Source organism: Achromobacter sp. 18P8.1.1 (genome assembly GCF_057799415.1).
The window spans coordinates 99,256-115,544 of record NZ_JBYOKH010000017.1; the positions used below are offsets into that span (position 1 = coordinate 99,256).

Here is a 16,289-nt window from a genome sequence, read left to right on the forward strand (position 1 = left end):
AAAGGGTTACTGGAAAATCCCGCATTCGACGCAGAACGCTACCAGTTCCTGGTCGGTCTGCACATTCAGCTTGCGCATGGCGGAAATCTTTTGTCCGCTAACGGTCTTGACGCTGCGCTGCAGCGTCTCGGCGACTTGCATCATGGATTCGCCGCGGATGAAGTGGCGCAACACTTCAAACTCTTTGGGCGACAGGCTATTGATGCGTTCGCCAATGAACCTGGTGTGTGAATCCTCGGCGCCTTCGCGCTGAAAGCCGGGGGGATAGTACTTGCGGCCGGCTTGCAGCGTCCGCAAGGCGGTCACGATTTCGGCCAGGTTGTCGCGCTTGAGCACTACGGCGGACACCCCCGCGTCGTACAGCGCCGAAATGATCATCGGGTTGGATACCATCGTCAGCACGACGAGCCGCGCGCGCGGGAAATGTCGTGCCAGGTACTTGACCAGACGGATGCCGTCGCCATAAGTGTCGTCGCCCGGCATGGAATAGTCGGTGATGATCACATCCGGCTGGTCGCCGCGCAGATGATCGACCAGCGCCGTCGGGCTGGAAAGCGTCGCAGTGATCTCGAAACTGAGCACGCGATCAAGCAGGTCGCGCATGGCCATCAGCACAAGGGGATGGTCATCGGCAAGGACTATTCTGAGTCGTTCCATTCGAAGGCGCACGGTGAAATGAGCGGGTGGGACATCGGGACCATGCTGCGCCATGACTCACACCTGAATCAGGAATGCTCGCAGTTCAAGCATGAGCCCTGATGCCGTCCGAAACGTGTGCTCGTTCCAGCCGTCACGCCTGACCTGCGTGTCGAAGGCATCGACGCTTGTCAATATTTCGGTCAGTTTTACCATGGCCAGCGCGCCCCGTATGCGATGCAGCATCTGCTGGGCCGCCTGCGCGTCGCGCCGGGCGAGCGACTGTTCCAGCGCCGCCAGGTCGCTGTTCATCGTGTCCAGGAAAAGACGGCGGAGCCTGGCGGGCACGGCCGGGGCCGGGCCACCACGTCGAGGCGCTTCGCCGCCCCGCTGGGGCCCCTTGGGATCGTGAGGCATGGTCAGCTCCGGATGCCTTGCAGTGCCTGCAGGGCTTGACGCATGGCGGACAGCGCCAAAGGCTTGACCAGCAGACGCGTCATGCCGGCGTTCCTGCCGCGGCGCTGCTCGTCCTCGAAGGCGTTCGCGGTGATGCCGAGGATGGGACCTTCATATCCCCGCTTGCGCAGTCGGCGCGTGAACTCGTACCCGTCGATCAGGGGCATGTTCAAGTCGGTCAGCACGGCGTCGAAATCCATCAAGCCAGGCAGGTTCAGCGCCTCTTGGCCATCGCCTGCCAAGACGACAGTGCAGCCCAAGTGCTCGAGTTGTTCGCGCAGGATGAATTGGCTGATCGGATTGTCTTCCGCGACCAGCAAGCGCAGATTCAGGGCTTCGGTCGCGGCTTTGGCCTGATGCGGCATGCTGCGGGCCAGGCCGATGTGCGCCTGGTGGACTGCCTGGCGGATACCGTCAAGACGGTAGGCATTGGCGAACCACGTGCGCGGACTGCCTTCATCAGGCGCAGGCAAACCCGGCGGGTGGATGATGACTTGCGGGCCGTTCCAGTCGCCGCGCCTGTCCGTGTACGGCCAGGCCCGCACCAGCACGGCGGGAGCCAGGGGTGCAGTGCCGGCTAGGGGATAAGGCAAGGCCACCGCTCCCCAGTGGCGCAGCCATCCGCACAGGTTGTGGACGATCTCGGGTACGGCGCCTTGCACGTACACGGCCGTGCCGCTCAGATCGGGGCCTGCGGCCTCGGGGGTATCCGGCGCATACGGCAGCCGGACGTCGAACGTGACGCTGGTGCCCAGGCCGAGTTCGCTGACGGCGTTGAGACGGCCCTGCATCGCGTCTGCAAGGCGACGGCAGATCGACAGCCCCAGACCTGTGCCGGGCAAAGCGGCCGGGTCGTCGGATGCCACTTGGTAATAGGGGTCGAACAAGCTGATTTGATGCTCCGGTGCGATGCCGGCGCCCGTATCCGCGACCTGAAAGCCCAGGCAGACGCCTTCGTGGCTGCTGCCGGCCCGCTTCAGGCGCAACACGATCCGGCCCGAGTCCGTGAACTTGATGGCGTTGCTGACCAGATTGTCGAGGATCTGCCGGATGCGCGTGGCATCGCCGATAACGGCGGCAGGCATGTCGGGGTCGGCCAAGGCATAGGTCTGCAACCCTTTGGCTTGGGCGCGCGCGGCGAAACTGGCGACGACGCTGTTCAGCAGTTCAACGGGCGAGAACGGGGCGCACTGCAACGCCGTGTGGCCGGCCTCGATGCGGGAGAGGTCCAGTGTGTCGTTGATCGTACGCAGCAACGTCGCCGACGATTGCTGGACGGTTTCGAGATACTGCGCCTGTTGGCGGCTGACGGGTGTGAGCGAGAACAGTTCCAGCGTGCCGAGGATGCCGTATAGCGGCGTTCGGATCTCGTGGCTCATCGTGGTGAGGAACACGGTCTTGGCCTGGTTGGCGGCCTCGGCATCGCGTTTGGCCTGCAGCAGGGATTGTTCGGCGCGCCTCAGCGATGTGAGGTCGCCGGCCAGGGTTTCGTACTGGCGCACCGCGGGCAAGACAAGATGGCGGCGGATGTAGCGAATCTGCAGGACGACGGCAAACGTCAGCAACAGGCAAGCGATGGCCGCTGTCTGCAGGGCGAATGCGTTGTCTTGCAGCACACGCATAAGCGGCGTGTAGTACACGAGCCGCCAGCCGTCGTCCCCCACCGATTTGCTCAGCACCAGATAGTCGGGGATCCACCCTGGGCCCTGCAGGCCGAAAGCGTCCTTGCGCGCGGTATGCGCCAGCGCGCGGTCGGCGGCGGGGTCCGGGCTGTGCAGCACGGGGCGGTTGCGCTCGTCGAACAGCACGTAGTTGCCCGCACCAGCTTGCGGCGTATCCACGGCGGACTCTACGCCTTGGACTTCCAGGCCGATCCAGCCGGCCTCGGGTTCAACGGGGTCGAGTGGGGTGAACAGGAAGAGGCGCTTGTCGGTGTCTTGTGGCGGGTGCAGCCAGATGATCCGGGTTTGTCCCGTGGAGGACGGCCGGAGGGTGATGTTGGCCAAGGTGCGCGACAGCCATGCCTGGGTATCGGCAGGGATCGGCGCCAGCGCGACCTGATCGCGGGCGGCCATGCGCAGCGTGCTGGCATGGCGGGGCGAGCTGTAGACCACTTTGGTGCGGGCCAGCGCCACGCGTCGCAGGTCGCGGTGGGTCAGCACCAGCGCCCAGTCGTAAGTGCCATCCGCTACTTGCAGCGGCAGGATTTCTACCTGTGCGGCCGCGCCCGTGTGGGCCAGCGCTTCGTCCAGGTGTGCGCTGCCGACGTTGCGCACGGCCGATGCCGACAGGGACCGCAGCAGCGCTTCGCGCTGGTCGAAGAATTGCTGCGCATCGTAGGCGGCCGCGTTCATGTGGCGGCGGTGGGAGGACACGACATTGTTGAAGGCCCAGTACAGGTAGAGCGTGGCGCCGGCCGCGATGCAGACGAGCAGGGCCACTGCAAGACAGTGCAGCAGCAATGAAGCCGCGCGTGGCGCGGCCTGAGGTTCAAGGGCGGGAACGCCACGGTCTTCTACCAGCATTGTTCCGATGATAGAAACACCCGCTTACCAAGAGAATAAGAAAAATCTCAAAGTGAATAGAAGTCGTGAGGATTTTCCGCCAGACCCGCTCGTGGGCGCGGCAGCCGCCCGGCCGGCACCGGTGACCGCGCTTTCAGAACTTTCTTGTTCAGTTGGCGAGCTCGTTTGGGCAGTATCAGGCAGGCGTCAATTGAGACGTCACTCGATAACGGAATGATCTTCACCCTATGAAGGACGACACTCGACTCTGGCCCGTGCACGAACAATCCGTCCTGCTGCGCTTTCAGCCCGTCTTCACGGCGCAAGGCCAAGTCCACGAATACGCCGTGCTGGGGCGTTCCCGGCCTTCTCTCTGGGGGGGCCTCATGCCCTCCGGGCCGGGCGCCGGGTTACAGGCCGGCGTCGCATTCTTCAACAAGTTCGATACGCCGATCGAACTGTCGTTCGAACATCCGCTGGATGTGACCGCCTCCGGTTGTCTGGGAGAACGCCTGTGCGCCGAACTGGGCATTGGCTTGATCGGCGAAGCGATCTGGGTCAATAAGCTGGCCTGCCATGACGACATTGCGCCCTTGACCATCCGTGCGTCAAACGTCACGTTTACGGTTCCGTTGAGCAGCAGACTGTCCAATCGCGCCGACCTCCTGGCGCGCTACCCGGATTTTCATCCCCGCTTGCGCGTGCGGCTCGTACCTCGCGCCAAAGGGGCGGCGGCGACGCATGGGCTGTTGCGCGTCGAAGGGCTGCAGGTGGAGATTCCGCGTGGTCTGTTCAACAGCCGGTCGACGCAGGGCCGGTTCTTCACCTTGATGGAACGTGCGTGGAGCGCCGGCCTGCAAGTGGTGGCAAGCGGGGTCGACGACATCCGCGATTTCGCCTGGATGCGCGCGCATGGCCAACTGCTTTACCGCGGCGCCGCGATGGCCGGACCGCTCAGCCCGGAATGCCTGGACACCTGGCTGCAAGCCGATAGCAGCCAGTGGCGTTCATTCAACGCCTGTACGACGCGCTTTCTGGGCTGATCGTCGGCCGGCGGGGTGTTTCAGCTTGCCGCGTCAGATTGCAAACGACCCAGGATAAATCCGTCGACTGCGCTGGTGCGGCCGCGCCACAGCGTGGGTTGACCCGCGACAGGCGTGCCGTCGGCCGCGAAGAACAAGGCGTCGGACAAGTGGATGTAGTTGGGCAGCGGATCAGCGGGTTGGGGCACGCGGAAGACGTCGCCCAGTTCGGCCAGGGAAGCGTGCACGGTGCTGCGGGTGTCCGCATCCATCGCGCTGAGCGAATTCGTGAAGCTGGCGGCGAAGCGGTCGAAGTATTCCGCGCCCGACACGATCGAGCCGGACACCAGCATGCCGCCCATTTGCAACGTGACGCCGATGCTTTCGATCTGGCTGCCGTTGTTCACCAGGTTGACCAGGAATTGAAGAAAGGCGTCCGCGCCGGGCGCGGCGTGCTTGTCCTGGGCGGGGAGGGAATCGATGCTCATTGTTCGGGTCTCGGAAAGGGCGGGAAAGAGCCACAAGATACTCGAAGCATGCGAAAAATACACAAACGGCAATAGCGGGAAAAAGGGCAGGATCGGGCGTCAGACCGCCCCATCTCCGACGGTTTGCCGGCGCTACCGTGTCAGGCTGCGGGAGATCCCGCCTTCTGGATGACCGACATGAACACCACGAACATCGCGAACGCCTTGGGCGCCAGGGCATCCGGCGCGCCTTCCGCCGGCACGTCTTCCGCCGGCGCGGACGGCGCATTCCGCACTGCCTTCCTGAACGCTGCCGAGCGCAATCAGTCTGCGATGGCGGGCGGGGTGTCGGGCAGCACGGTATCGGCGCCGTCCAGCGCCGAGCAGGAATTCATGGACTACGCGTCCCTGTCGCTGGAAGAAAAGATGTTCTATGCCGCGCTGGCCTCGCTGGGCATCTCGAAGAAGGAATACGACGCGATGTCGGCCGACGAGCGCCTGGCGATTGCGGCCAAGCTGTCGTTGGCCATGCAGCAACTGACCAAGGCCGACAATACCGAAAAGGTCCTCTGAGCACGGGCCTGGTTAGGCCTGCACGCTGCGTGCCAGGCGTTGCGCCGCGGCTTTCAGGCGGTCCCGCAACGCGTCCGGCGCGAGCACTTCGAAATCCACGTCCAGCGTCATCAGCCAGTACGCCAGGGAATCCAGCGAATCGGCGCCGCATTGCAGCAGGCAGCGCGCCTCGTCCAAGGGCTGAAGCTGGCTGGCGGATTCGGCCAGCTGCCGCGCCATGACGGCCAGGGGCGCGTGCAGAATGATCTGCGCCTGTTCCGCATACGGCGCCACGTGAATCGACCGTGAGACGAACGCCCGCAGGTCTCCGCCTTCAGGCGGTGGACGCGGCGTGAAATGGCCGCCGACGCTCGGCGTGCCGGTAATGCGGTCGATGCGGAACGTGCGCCAATCGTCGCGTGCCGGGTCCCATGCCACCAGATACCAGCGTTGCGCCGTGTGCGCCATACCCTGGGGTTCGACATGCCGGCGGCTGGTCTTGCCACGGATGTCGGTATAGCCGAACTCGATCAGAAGCTGGTCGCGACAGGCGGCGGCCAGCGTGGCGAGCAAGCCCGCGTCGACGGTCGGGCCGCCCCGGTCTATCGGCACGATGACCGCTTTCAAAGCCTCTACCCGGCGCCGCAGGCGCGCCGGCATGACCTGTTCAAGCTTCACCAGCGCGCGCAGCGCGGACTCTTCGATGCCTCCTACCGATCCCGTGGCCGCGGTGCGCAGCGTGATGGCCACCGCCAGCGCTTCGTCGTCATCCAGCAGCAGCGGCGGCAAGGCGTTGCCTGGGCGGAAGGCATAGCCGCCGGCGACCCCGCTGCTGGCCTGGACGGGATAGCCCAGTTCGCGCAGCCGATCGATGTCGCGTCGCAGGGTGCGCGGGTGGATGGCCAGGGTCTGGGCAAGCTCGGCGCCGGCCCAGTGGCGGCGGGTTTGCAGCAGCGAGAGCAGGCGTAGCAGGCGATTGCTGGCGGTTAGCATCGGCCTACGATACCGCGAATCGAGGGCGGAATCTGTCCGCAATGGCTTCTACAGTGGCGCCTGCTGACCGAGGCATTCCGCCGCGGACGAGCTTCTTGCAGATGAATAGGAGATTTGCCCATGTCCATCGTCCTTTACTGGCACCCCAGGTCCAGTGCGCTTCCCATTGCCAGCGCCTTGACGGAACTTGGCGTGCCCCACGAGCGTGTCGTCATCGATATCGAAGCGGGCGAGCAACGGCGTCCGGAATTCCTGGCACTCAATCCCCATGGCAAGGTGCCGACGCTGACGGTGGATGGTGCGCCGATGTTCGAGTCCCTGGCGATCCAATTGTGGCTAGGGGAACGCTATGGCGTCGACGCGGGGCTGTGGCCGGCGCCGAACACGCCGGCGCGCCTGCTGGCCATGTCTTGGTGCGCGTGGAGCTATGTATCGTATGGCGCCGTGCTCTGGCGGGTGTACCACGCGACCCACGGAGAGGAGGCGCGCCGGGATGCGAGGCAGGCCGAGGCCGGCCTCGCGGACATGAATGCGCTGCTGGCCGTGCTGGACGGTCACCTGTCCAGGCAACCCTGGATCCTGGGCGCGGCATATTCGCTGGCTGACCTGATCGTTGGATCGGTGGTCGGGTACAGCGCCTTCCTGGGGGCGGTGCAGAACCACCCGCATGTGCGGGCATGGTGCGACCGGGTCAATGCCCGGCCGGCCATGCAGATCGCCGCCTAGGGCGGCGCGCCGTCCTACCAGCCCCAGCAGGTGCCTGCCGCGGGCTTGCCGCAAGCGCGGTAGTTGACGGCGAACCACAGCTTGCCGGCGTTGCGCGGGGTGTTGTCGCTCTTGACGTCGTTACGGATCAGCTCGTCCAGCGTGTCGCGCGAGCCCTTGATGGAAACTCCGGCTGCGACGTTCGCCACCAGCGGAATCCCGCCAAGGCTGGCCGCCGTACGATCGTCGAACACGATGTCGGTGGCGGCCAGCGCGCCCATCTTCAAGGACGCGTCCCGCACGGCGGTGGCGTAGCTGTCGTTCGCGCCGCCCGGCACCAGCGTCGCGTTGAACGAGCTGGCCGCCAGGATCTGCGCAGGCGTGGCGGGCGCTTGCAGCTTGTACTGGTCAAGCGCAGGCAACTGGCCCGCTGCGGCCTGGCGGCGCAGCCAGTCGCCCCACAGGAATTCCGCGAATTCGGGCAGGCTGCCGTTCTTGTAGGCGACGTCGCGGGTGTAGTAGACCAGCGAGCGGTAGCGGTCCTCTTGCATGCCGCCGGCCTCATCGGCGTTGGCCATGCCCAGGCGGGTGGGCAACTGGTCCACGGTGATGGGCTGGTTCTGGCCGTCGCGCAACCAGGCGCGGCGCTCGTCGACCATGCGTTGCCAGAATGCGGCCGCAGTGGGCAGGTCGCTGTAGTTGGCGTCGACCTTCACCCAGACGGGCAGCTTGGGGCCGCCGTCGAAAATCATGCGCAAGGACGAGAACGTGTGGTGGCCGTCGGTCAGGTACAGATTGCCGTCCCAGCCGACCACGACGGTCTTCAGGTTTTCCGTATGCGTGCCCGGTGCGTCCTTGCAGGCGAAGGTGGCAGGCTGGTCCAGCCGCGCGGCGCGGGCCGCGGCGATGTCCGCGAACTTCTGCGCGCGTTCGGTGCCGCCCATGTCTTCGCAGTAATCGTCGAATTTCTTGCCGACGGTGCGGTCCAGATAGTCCAGCTGCAAGGCGGGATCGGCCGCCCAGGTGGACCGATTGAAGTCGCCTTGCCAGCGTCCCAGCTTGTAGTAGATCTGGTCGTAGCCGATGGCGGCTTGCGTGGGGTTCAGCTCTTCGATGCGGACCTGGATGACGTCGCCGGCCTTGGCCTTCAGATAGGCGGTGTTGCGCGTGGGTGTCTCGGGTTCCGGCGCCGGGTCGACGACAACAGGCGGTGGGTTGACGGCGGGCGTGTCGTCGTCGTCATCCCCGCCGCCATTGCAGGCGGCCAGCGCCAGGGGCAACAAGGCCGCGGCCAGCAGGCGCGCGAGGGGGCGGTGAATCAGGGCGGGAGTCTGGGGGGTAGAGGTCTGGGTCATTGGCCGGCAGGGGCTGCGATCGAAAGGTATCGAATCATGACTGGCGCGTATGTCCCGCGTATTGCACTGTCCGTGGGTAAGGGAAATTCCCAATGCCGGCGTGCTTGTCCATAATCTACCTGTGATTCATGAAAAGGATACCGGCATGGCGATCATCAAATTCTGGCGGGCTTGTTTTGTTGCGGTCTTGAGTGCCGTGGGCGCGGGGGCGCTGGCGGCCGAGGACCCGGCTGCGCAACTGCGGACCGCCGCCGCGCAGGGCGAGACGGCCCGCGTGCGGGAATTGCTGGCCATCGGCGCACCGCTGGAGGCGCGGGACGCACAGGGCAACACCGCCTTGCTGCGCGCGACCCAAGGCAACCATGCTGAAACTGCGCGCGTCTTGATCGAGGCCGGTGCGGACGTGAACGCGCAGAACCAGATGCAGGACAGCGCCTACCTGCTGGCGGGCGCGCAAGGCTATCGCGAGATCCTGGACCTGACGCTACGTCACGGCGCAGACCTGAAAAGCACCAACCGCTATGGCGGGACGGCATTGATCCCCGCATGCGAACGGGGCCACGTCGAGGTCGTGAAGACGCTGCTGAAGGCCGGCGTGGATCCCAACCACGTAAACCGGCTGGGCTGGACGGGGTTGCTGGAAGCCATCATCTTGAGCGACGGCGGCCCGCGCCATCAGGAAATCGTGGCGCTGTTGATCGAGGGCGGCGCCGACGTGAACCTGGCCGATGCCGATGGCCGCACGCCGCTTGCGCATGCCCGCCAACGCGGGCAACGTGCCACGGTTCAGTTGCTGGAACGCGCGGGCGCGCGCGGGTGAGGCCGACGCTGCGTGGCCAGCAGCAGCGCACATACCGCGAGCCACGCGCAAGACAAGGGTAGGGCCGAGTCAAAGGGCAGCCACGAACTGGCCGCCAATCCCGCGCCCAACAGGGTGTAGTAGCCAAGCCCGAACAAGGCGCCCGCCCGTCCCAGGCAGTGGCCGTACTGCTTCAAGGCCGGGCCAAGCAGGTTCGGGATGGCGAGTCCATAGCCTGCGAAGAGGGGCAACGCCGCGATGGCCCACGCGAGCCCCGGCTGCGGCAACAGCCACACCACGGCGCATTGCGCCACTACGCCGGCCAGGACGCAGCGCAAGCCATAGCGCACGCGTTGCGCCGGACCGGTTTCGGCCGGCAGGCGCCGGTTGCTGGCCGCGCCCAGGCAGCCGGCAGCGGCAACGGCCAGGCCGACCCAACCGAATCCCAGGCCTGGCAGAGGGCCAACCATGAACGGGCCAGCGGAATAGAACGAGAACACCAGGAAGTTCAAGCCGGCGACCTGCACGGCGGTGCGCCGCAGCGGCGCGTCCGCCAGCATGTGGCGGCCAAGGGTCCGTAGCGGGACAGCGGCCGTGGCGGCGCCACGCGTCTCGATAAGGAGGCGGCCGCCCGCGCCCAGCAGCAGCATGATGACCAGTGCAATCGCCAGCAGCACGCCCTGGTAACCCAGGCGGTCCGAGACCAGTTGGCCGACCAAGGGTCCGACGGCGGGGGACCACGCCAGCACCGCGCCCAATGTCACGAAATAACGCGTCAGGGCGTCGCCGACCAGGCGGTCGCGCAACAGCGTCTGCGTCGCGACCGAGCACGTCGCCAGTCCGGCCGCCTGGACGAAACGGCCGAACAACAAGGCTTCGAAACTAGGCGCCGCCAGCGCGCATAGCGTCCCGGCCAGGCCTGTGGCCAGGCCGGCGAGCAAGGCGGGACGGCGGCCCCAAACGTCGGCCAGATGTCCCCACAGCAGGACACCCAGCGCGAAGCCCAGGAAGAAGATGCCCATGACGGATTGGGCGGCGCCGGCGTCCAGTTGCCAGTGCCGGGTCAGGTCCGGCAGGGCGGGGGCAAGAATGGTCTCGGCAATCTGCGGCAGGGCCAGAAGCGCAAGGATCAAGCCGCGCGGCGGCAGCCCATCGCGGCGGGCGGAGGCGTGTTTCATGGGTGCGGGAAAAAAGGGCCTAGCGTATCCAGCCTGGGCGAAGCAAAATCAAGCTGTTTCGCCATAAAACATCGTCAATCCGACATGCCGCATTACTCGCCAGAATCCGTCCTGGATCCCGATAGCGCCGTTTGCCCCGTTGTCGGGCTGGCCATCGATACCCGCGCCCACGCCTCGGATTGGCACACGCATCGCCGCACGCAGCTGCTTTACCAGGCCGAAGGCGGGGTCACGCTGTTCTTGCCGGACCGGGTGGGGCAACTGGCGCCGCTGCAGGCCGCATGGCTGCCCGCCGGCTGCACGCACCGCACTGCCATGCATGGCACGTTCGCCTACCGCAGCCTGTATTTCGACGTGCAGGCCTATCCGGGATTGCCGGCCGAACCGCAGATCCTGGACGTCAATCCCCTGTTGCGCGAGTTGATCCTGCGCGTGACGGATTGGTCGGCCGACGCCGGACTCACCGCGGCGCAGAGCCGCATTGTGGATACCTTGCTGGATGAATTGGCGGCAGCACCCGCTGCGCCCATGCCTCTGCCGATGCCGCGCGACCGCCGGCTTGTGCCCATTGCCCGCGAATTGCTGGCGAACCCGGCTTGCCCGCTGTCCCTGGAGGATTGGGCCAGCCGCGTGGGCGCCAGCAGCCGCACCGTGGAGCGCTTGTTCCTGACCGAAACCGGACTGCCGTTTGCCCGCTGGCGCACGCAGACCCGCTTGCTGTTCGCCCGGGCGCGGTTGGCCGAAGGCATGTCGGTCACGGCCGTCGCGCACGCGGTGGGGTACGCCAGCGACAGCGCGTTCATCGCGATGTACCGCCGCATCTACGGCGAATCGCCCGGCGATAAAAAACGCCGGCCCCGTTAGGGGCCGGCGCGTTTTGACGCTGTGCGACGCTTAGAACTGGTGGCGGATGCCCACGCCTGCGGCGGTGCTCTTCAGCCCGTCGATGAACGCGTAATCCGTGCCGTACGAACCGTAGGCATACAGATTGGTGCGCTTGGACAGGTCGTAGGTGTAGCCCACGCTGTAGACGTTCATGTTGGCATCGCCGCCCGTCAACTTGTCGTTGGACGGGGCGACGTGTTGCCACGAGGCGAAGACGCTGCTGGCGCCGCCCACGGGCAGGGTCGCGCCCAGCATGTAGGCGTTCGCCTTGAAGCCGTTCACGAAGCGGTTGGTGCCGAATTCGTCGCTGAAGGGCGTGCCGGCGGGCAGGTCCTGGCCGACGAACCAGCCGTCGGTGGTGCGGCCGTAGGCGGCGGCCAGCTTCACGACTTCCAGGTCATACGACACGCCCAGCGCGTACTGGCGCGGCGTGGCGTCCTGGTCGATCGTGGTGCTGCGGTGCGAGCCGTTCAACTGGTCGTACGTCAGCGCGACGTTCAGCGGGCCTTGCACGTAGCGCAGGCCGGCGGTGATGCCGCGCGTGTTGTCGGCGGTGCGAAAGCCCGTTTGGTCGGCGGTCGTGTCGTCCGCGTTGAACGAGTAGCCGATGCCGAATTCAAAACCGTTCACCGAAGGGGTGCGGTACATGACCATGTTGTCCCAGCGCATGGTGTTGGCCGCGCTGAAACCCAGGCCCAGGTTGGATTGGGTGTAGCTGGTGTAGAAGGGATCGATGTCGGCCAGGTAGTTCGAGCCGATCGTGGCTTGGCGGCCGAAATCCAGCTGGCCCCAGGCGTCGTTGGCCAGGCCGATGGTGGCTTGGCGGCCGAACAGGCGGCCGGATTGTCCGCGCTGGCCGTTGGCGGAGTCGAAACCGCTTTCCAGCTTGAAGACGGCGCGCAGGCCATCGCCCAGATCTTCGGATCCGCGCAGGCCCCAGCGGGAGCCGGCCTGGATGCCGTTGATCATGCCGAGCTTGCTACCACTGTAGCCGTCGCCTTTGATCTTGTTGTAGCCGATGCCGGTGTCGATGACACCATAGAGGGTGACTGACGGTTCTGCCTGAGCGATGCCTGTAAAAGCGGTCAGCATCGCAGCGGCGAGCAGCGTCTTTTTCATCCGGGGATCTCCTGGGGATTTGGGTTGGAAAAAACAAAGGGAACAGCACGCTCGGCATAGCGCCAAGCGGTGTTCCCAGACCCCAGTGTAAAACATTTCCTTTAATTTCTGCTTATTGCATAGGATGTTCCGGCTATTCCTGTTAATTCCTGGGCGCTTGTCCTTGGCATGATCGGCTTGCCTCACCGTGCTCTGTTTGACTGTCGCACGCCATAGTGGCATCTTGCCCCGAAGTCTTACTTACGGAGCCGCCCGTGGACTATCCACTGCCCCTCGTCACTGTCGATGCCGTCTTGCTCACCTTACGGGCGGGTGGACTGGAAATCGCCCTGCATCAGCGCGACCGTGCGCCCTATAAGGACGCGATGGCGCTGCCGGGCGGGGTGGTGCACGTGGACGAAGACGCCAGCACCGAAGCCAGCATCCGCCGCGTGCTGCGGGACAAGACCGGGTTCGAGCCGCGCTACCTCGAGCAGTTGCAGGTGTTCTCGGGGCCGGGCCGCGACCCGCGCAAGTGGTCGCTGTCCGTTTCCTATGTGGCCCTGGTGCCGGCGGCCGAGCTGGAGGCCGCGACGCAGGCCGGCTTCCAGTTTGTGAGCGTGGACGCGCTGCCGCCCTTGGCGTTCGACCATGCGGACATCGTGGCGGCCGCCGTAGCTCGCTTGCGTGGCAAGTCCAGTTATTCGACCTTGCCGTTCTTCCTGTTGCCGGAGCGCTTCACCCTGACCGAGCTGCAACACACCTATGAAGCCATCCTGCAGACGCGGCTGGAGAAATCGAATTTCCGCCGCAAGATGGAGGCGTGGGGCGTGCTGGAAGCCACCGAGGACTACGTTCTGGGCGCGCAGCGTCCCGCGCGCCTGTATCGCCTGAAGGACTTTGCCTTGTTCGACCGCAGCGTCGGATAAGCGCCGCACCCTTTGAATTCAACATAGTTGCAAATCAACAATAAGTTGGCCTATACTGGCCTAACTTAGTTTTAAATTGCCACTAAGGGCTGATCATGTTCACCATCACTGCGGTAGTAGAAGGACAACGCCAGAGCGAGACGCCGGCTGCGTTCGTGTTCCCCGGGGGCGAAAGCCAGGTCACGGTGCCCGCGGGATTGCAGGCCCGGGCCGATGCGGCCAGCGAGTTCCGCATCCATGCCCTGTTGAAGTCGGCCGACGACGTCATGCAGTTGCTGATGCTGACGGACGCGCTGCGCCGCCTGAACCCGGCGGTGCCGGTGCATCTGGACATGCCCTATGTGCCGTACGCCCGGCAGGACCGCGTCTGCAATCCGGGCGAGGCGCTGGGGGCGGCCGTGTTCTGCAAGTTGATCAACGATCAGCAATACGCCACGGTGACCGTGGTGGAACCGCACAGCGATGTGACACCCGCGCTGCTGCAGCGCGTGCGAGTGGTCGACGCCGCCGCCTTCCTGAAGAACGCGCTGGCCGCCCCGGTCTTTGCCGACGGCGTGACCCTGATGGCGCCTGACGCCGGGGCGCGCAAGCGCGTGCAGGCTCTGGCCAAAAAGCTGGGCGTGGCTGACGTGCGCTTCGCTGAAAAGGTGCGCGACTCGCAGACCGGCCGCATTACCGAGACCCGCGTGCCCGATGACATCCCCGCGCTGCCCGTGCTGGTGGTCGACGACATCTGCGACGGCGGCCGCACCTTCCTGGAACTGGCTGCCGCCTTGCGCGACAAGACGCGCCAGCCGCTTTACCTGTACGTCACACACGGCCTGTTCAGCAAGGGCCTGGGCGAGCTGAACGCCCGCTACGCAGGCATCTTCACCGCATTCGACTGGACCGGCACCGAAGGCGCTGGCGCCCCGGTAATCGTCAATTAAGTAGGAAACCGAGCCATGAACACCCGCGACTCCCTCACCGTCAAGAACGGCATCAATCCCTTCCTGCAGGCCGACTTCTACAAGACCGGCCACCCGTTCCAGTATCCCCAGGGCACCAACAAGATCCTGGCCAACTTCACGCCGCGTTCGGCCCGGCTGGCGCCGGTGTTGCCCGAACTGTTCGACGGCAAGATCGTCTGGTTCGGCCTGCAGGGCTTCATCAAGGAAATCTTGATCGACCTGTTCGACCGCGAATTCTTCGGCAAGCCCGCCGGCACCGCCGTGCGCCAGTACCAGCGCCGTGTGGACAATGCGCTGGGCAAGGGCGCGGTCACCGTGGACCACCTGCAGGCGCTGTATGAACTGGGCTACCTGCCGCTGGAAATCCGTTCGGTGCCCGAGGGCGCGCGGGTGGATATCCGTGTGCCGCCGGTGACCTTCGTCAACACCCACCCGGAATTCGCGTGGCTGGTGACCTATATCGAAACGCTGTTCAGTTGCGAATCGTGGAAGGCGTCGACGGTGGCCACGATCGCCTTCGAGTACCGCAAGCTGTTGACCTACTTCGCCCGCCTGACGGGCAGCCCGATGGACTTCGTGAACTGGCAGGGGCATGACTTTTCGATGCGCGGCATGGCGGGCCTGTATGACGCCCGCAAGTGCGGCGCGGGTCACCTCTTGTCGTTTACCGGCACCGACACGATTCCGGCCATCGACTATCTGGAAGATCTCTACGGCGCGGATTCCGACCGCGAACTGATCGGCGGCTCCGTGCCGGCCACTGAGCACTCGGTCATGTGCCTGGGCAGCAAGGAGGGCGAAATCGAAACGATCCGTCGCCTGGTCACGCAAGTCTATCCGGCGGGCATCGTGTCGGTGGTCTCGGATACCTGGGACTTCTGGCAGGTGGTGACGGACTTTGCCGCCGCGTTGAAGCCGGAGATCCTGGCGCGCCTGCCCGACGCTTTCGGCAACGCCAAGGTCGTGTTCCGCCCCGATTCAGGCGACCCCGTGAAGATCCTGACCGGCTACTTCTGCACCGACGTCGCCAGCGTGGAAGACACTACGGCAATGGCTGCCGCACGCCGCGACGGCTTCGAGGCGGTACGCGATGCCGCGACCGGCGCGTACTGGCTGCTGGACGAAGATGCACGCGCAAGCCAATCGCTGCGCGAGGCCGAAGTGAAGGGCGCGGTGCAGTGCCTGTGGGATAGCTTCGGCGGCGTGGTGACGGAGCGAGGCTACAAGCTGCTGGACTCGCACGTGGGCCTGATCTACGGTGACTCCATCACGCTGGCCCGTGGCCGCGACATCCTGGTCCGGCTGGAAAAGAAGGGTTTCGCCTCTGGCAACGTCGTGCTGGGCATCGGGTCGTACACCTATCAATACCTGACGCGCGACACCTTCGGTTGGGCGTTGAAGGCCACGTATGCCGAAGTCAACGGCGAACCCCAGGAGCTGGTGAAGGACCCGGTGACCGATTCGGGCGTGAAGCGCTCGGCCAAGGGCCTGCTGCGGGTCGAAGAAACGGCCACGGGGTATGTGCTGCATGACCAGCAGACACCCGAGCAAGCCGCGGGCGGTGCATTGGTGCCGGTGTTTCGCGACGGCAGCCTGCTGGTGGAGCAAAGCCTGGCGCAGATCCGGGAACGGCTGCAAGGTTCGTGGGTGTGCCCGGAGCCGGGTAGCATTGATTGGGCGGGGCGTTGAAGGCCTGGCCAGACGGGGTGATCCCACCGCGAGGCCATTGCACGACACGGTTCGTAAAAAAAGCTCCCGAG

General features: G+C 65.4%; 16 protein-coding genes. 8 read left to right on the forward strand and 8 right to left on the reverse strand.

The window, feature by feature from the left end:
- Window positions 1–6: 6 nt before the first annotated feature.
- The 3 genes from AC27VE_RS13375 to AC27VE_RS13385 are packed head-to-tail and all read right to left on the reverse strand — an operon-like array spanning window position 7 to window position 3,617.
- Window positions 7–657, reverse strand: a complete 651-nt coding sequence (locus tag AC27VE_RS13375) for a response regulator (protein WP_488704126.1) — start codon at window positions 655–657, stop codon at window positions 7–9.
- Window positions 658–714: 57 nt separating this feature from the next.
- The gene (locus AC27VE_RS13380) at window positions 715–1,053 is read right to left on the reverse strand and encodes an Hpt domain-containing protein (protein ID WP_488704111.1); all 339 of its coding nucleotides are present in this window, start codon (window positions 1,051–1,053) and stop codon (window positions 715–717) included.
- A 2-nt stretch (window positions 1,054–1,055) separates the two neighbouring features.
- On the reverse strand, window positions 1,056–3,617 hold the full coding sequence (locus AC27VE_RS13385) for an ATP-binding protein (protein WP_488704112.1): 2,562 nt from the start codon (window positions 3,615–3,617) through the stop codon (window positions 1,056–1,058).
- A gap of 227 nt (window positions 3,618–3,844) precedes the next feature.
- Here AC27VE_RS13385 and AC27VE_RS13390 point away from each other — a divergent pair, with 227 nt between their 5' ends.
- Entirely contained in the window at window positions 3,845–4,639 is a 795-nt protein-coding gene (locus AC27VE_RS13390; protein ID WP_488704113.1) for a hypothetical protein, read from the forward strand.
- 20 nt (window positions 4,640–4,659) lie between these two features.
- Here the strand turns inward: AC27VE_RS13390 and gvpU are convergent, their stop codons facing one another.
- Window positions 4,660–5,106, reverse strand: a complete 447-nt coding sequence (gvpU, locus tag AC27VE_RS13395; RefSeq protein WP_488704114.1) for a gas vesicle accessory protein GvpU — start codon at window positions 5,104–5,106, stop codon at window positions 4,660–4,662.
- Window positions 5,107–5,283: 177 nt separating this feature from the next.
- On the opposite strand from gvpU, the gene AC27VE_RS13400 reads away from it, so the two are divergent.
- Complete coding sequence (locus AC27VE_RS13400; RefSeq protein WP_280026455.1) at window positions 5,284–5,658, forward strand: hypothetical protein; 375 nt, start codon at window positions 5,284–5,286, stop codon at window positions 5,656–5,658.
- A 12-nt stretch (window positions 5,659–5,670) separates the two neighbouring features.
- Here the strand turns inward: AC27VE_RS13400 and AC27VE_RS13405 are convergent, their stop codons facing one another.
- The gene (locus AC27VE_RS13405) at window positions 5,671–6,630 is read right to left on the reverse strand and encodes a helix-turn-helix transcriptional regulator (RefSeq protein ID WP_427955920.1); all 960 of its coding nucleotides are present in this window, start codon (window positions 6,628–6,630) and stop codon (window positions 5,671–5,673) included.
- A 120-nt stretch (window positions 6,631–6,750) separates the two neighbouring features.
- Between AC27VE_RS13405 and AC27VE_RS13410 the strand changes: the two genes are divergently transcribed.
- The gene (locus AC27VE_RS13410) at window positions 6,751–7,356 is read left to right on the forward strand and encodes a glutathione S-transferase family protein (protein ID WP_488704115.1); all 606 of its coding nucleotides are present in this window, start codon (window positions 6,751–6,753) and stop codon (window positions 7,354–7,356) included.
- Window positions 7,357–7,370: 14 nt separating this feature from the next.
- Here AC27VE_RS13410 and AC27VE_RS13415 read toward each other — a convergent pair whose 3' ends face one another.
- Complete coding sequence (locus tag AC27VE_RS13415; protein ID WP_488704116.1) at window positions 7,371–8,690, reverse strand: ParB/Srx family N-terminal domain-containing protein; 1,320 nt, start codon at window positions 8,688–8,690, stop codon at window positions 7,371–7,373.
- Window positions 8,691–8,835: 145 nt separating this feature from the next.
- Between AC27VE_RS13415 and AC27VE_RS13420 the strand changes: the two genes are divergently transcribed.
- Window positions 8,836–9,510, forward strand: coding sequence for an ankyrin repeat domain-containing protein (locus AC27VE_RS13420; RefSeq protein WP_488704117.1), 675 nt, complete (start codon window positions 8,836–8,838; stop codon window positions 9,508–9,510).
- On the opposite strand, the gene AC27VE_RS13425 is transcribed toward AC27VE_RS13420, so the two are convergent.
- Window positions 9,477–10,667, reverse strand: coding sequence for an MFS transporter (locus AC27VE_RS13425; protein ID WP_488704118.1), 1,191 nt, complete (start codon window positions 10,665–10,667; stop codon window positions 9,477–9,479). The two genes, AC27VE_RS13420 and AC27VE_RS13425, sit on opposite strands and share 34 nt — an antisense overlap.
- An 84-nt stretch (window positions 10,668–10,751) precedes the next feature.
- Here AC27VE_RS13425 and AC27VE_RS13430 point away from each other — a divergent pair, with 84 nt between their 5' ends.
- Window positions 10,752–11,531, forward strand: a complete 780-nt coding sequence (locus AC27VE_RS13430) for an AraC family transcriptional regulator (protein WP_488704119.1) — start codon at window positions 10,752–10,754, stop codon at window positions 11,529–11,531.
- Window positions 11,532–11,561: 30 nt separating this feature from the next.
- On the opposite strand, the gene AC27VE_RS13435 is transcribed toward AC27VE_RS13430, so the two are convergent.
- Complete coding sequence (locus tag AC27VE_RS13435) at window positions 11,562–12,671, reverse strand: porin (RefSeq protein WP_006226504.1); 1,110 nt, start codon at window positions 12,669–12,671, stop codon at window positions 11,562–11,564.
- A gap of 254 nt (window positions 12,672–12,925) precedes the next feature.
- On the opposite strand from AC27VE_RS13435, the gene AC27VE_RS13440 reads away from it, so the two are divergent.
- From AC27VE_RS13440 to AC27VE_RS13450, 3 genes are all read left to right on the forward strand, one after another.
- Entirely contained in the window at window positions 12,926–13,579 is a 654-nt protein-coding gene (locus AC27VE_RS13440) for an NUDIX hydrolase (protein WP_488704120.1), read from the forward strand.
- Window positions 13,580–13,674: 95 nt separating this feature from the next.
- Entirely contained in the window at window positions 13,675–14,508 is an 834-nt protein-coding gene (locus tag AC27VE_RS13445; RefSeq protein WP_488704121.1) for a phosphoribosyltransferase family protein, read from the forward strand.
- Between the two features lie 15 nt (window positions 14,509–14,523).
- Window positions 14,524–16,218, forward strand: coding sequence for a nicotinate phosphoribosyltransferase (locus tag AC27VE_RS13450; RefSeq protein ID WP_488704122.1), 1,695 nt, complete (start codon window positions 14,524–14,526; stop codon window positions 16,216–16,218).
- The last annotated feature ends 71 nt before the right edge of the window (window positions 16,219–16,289 follow it).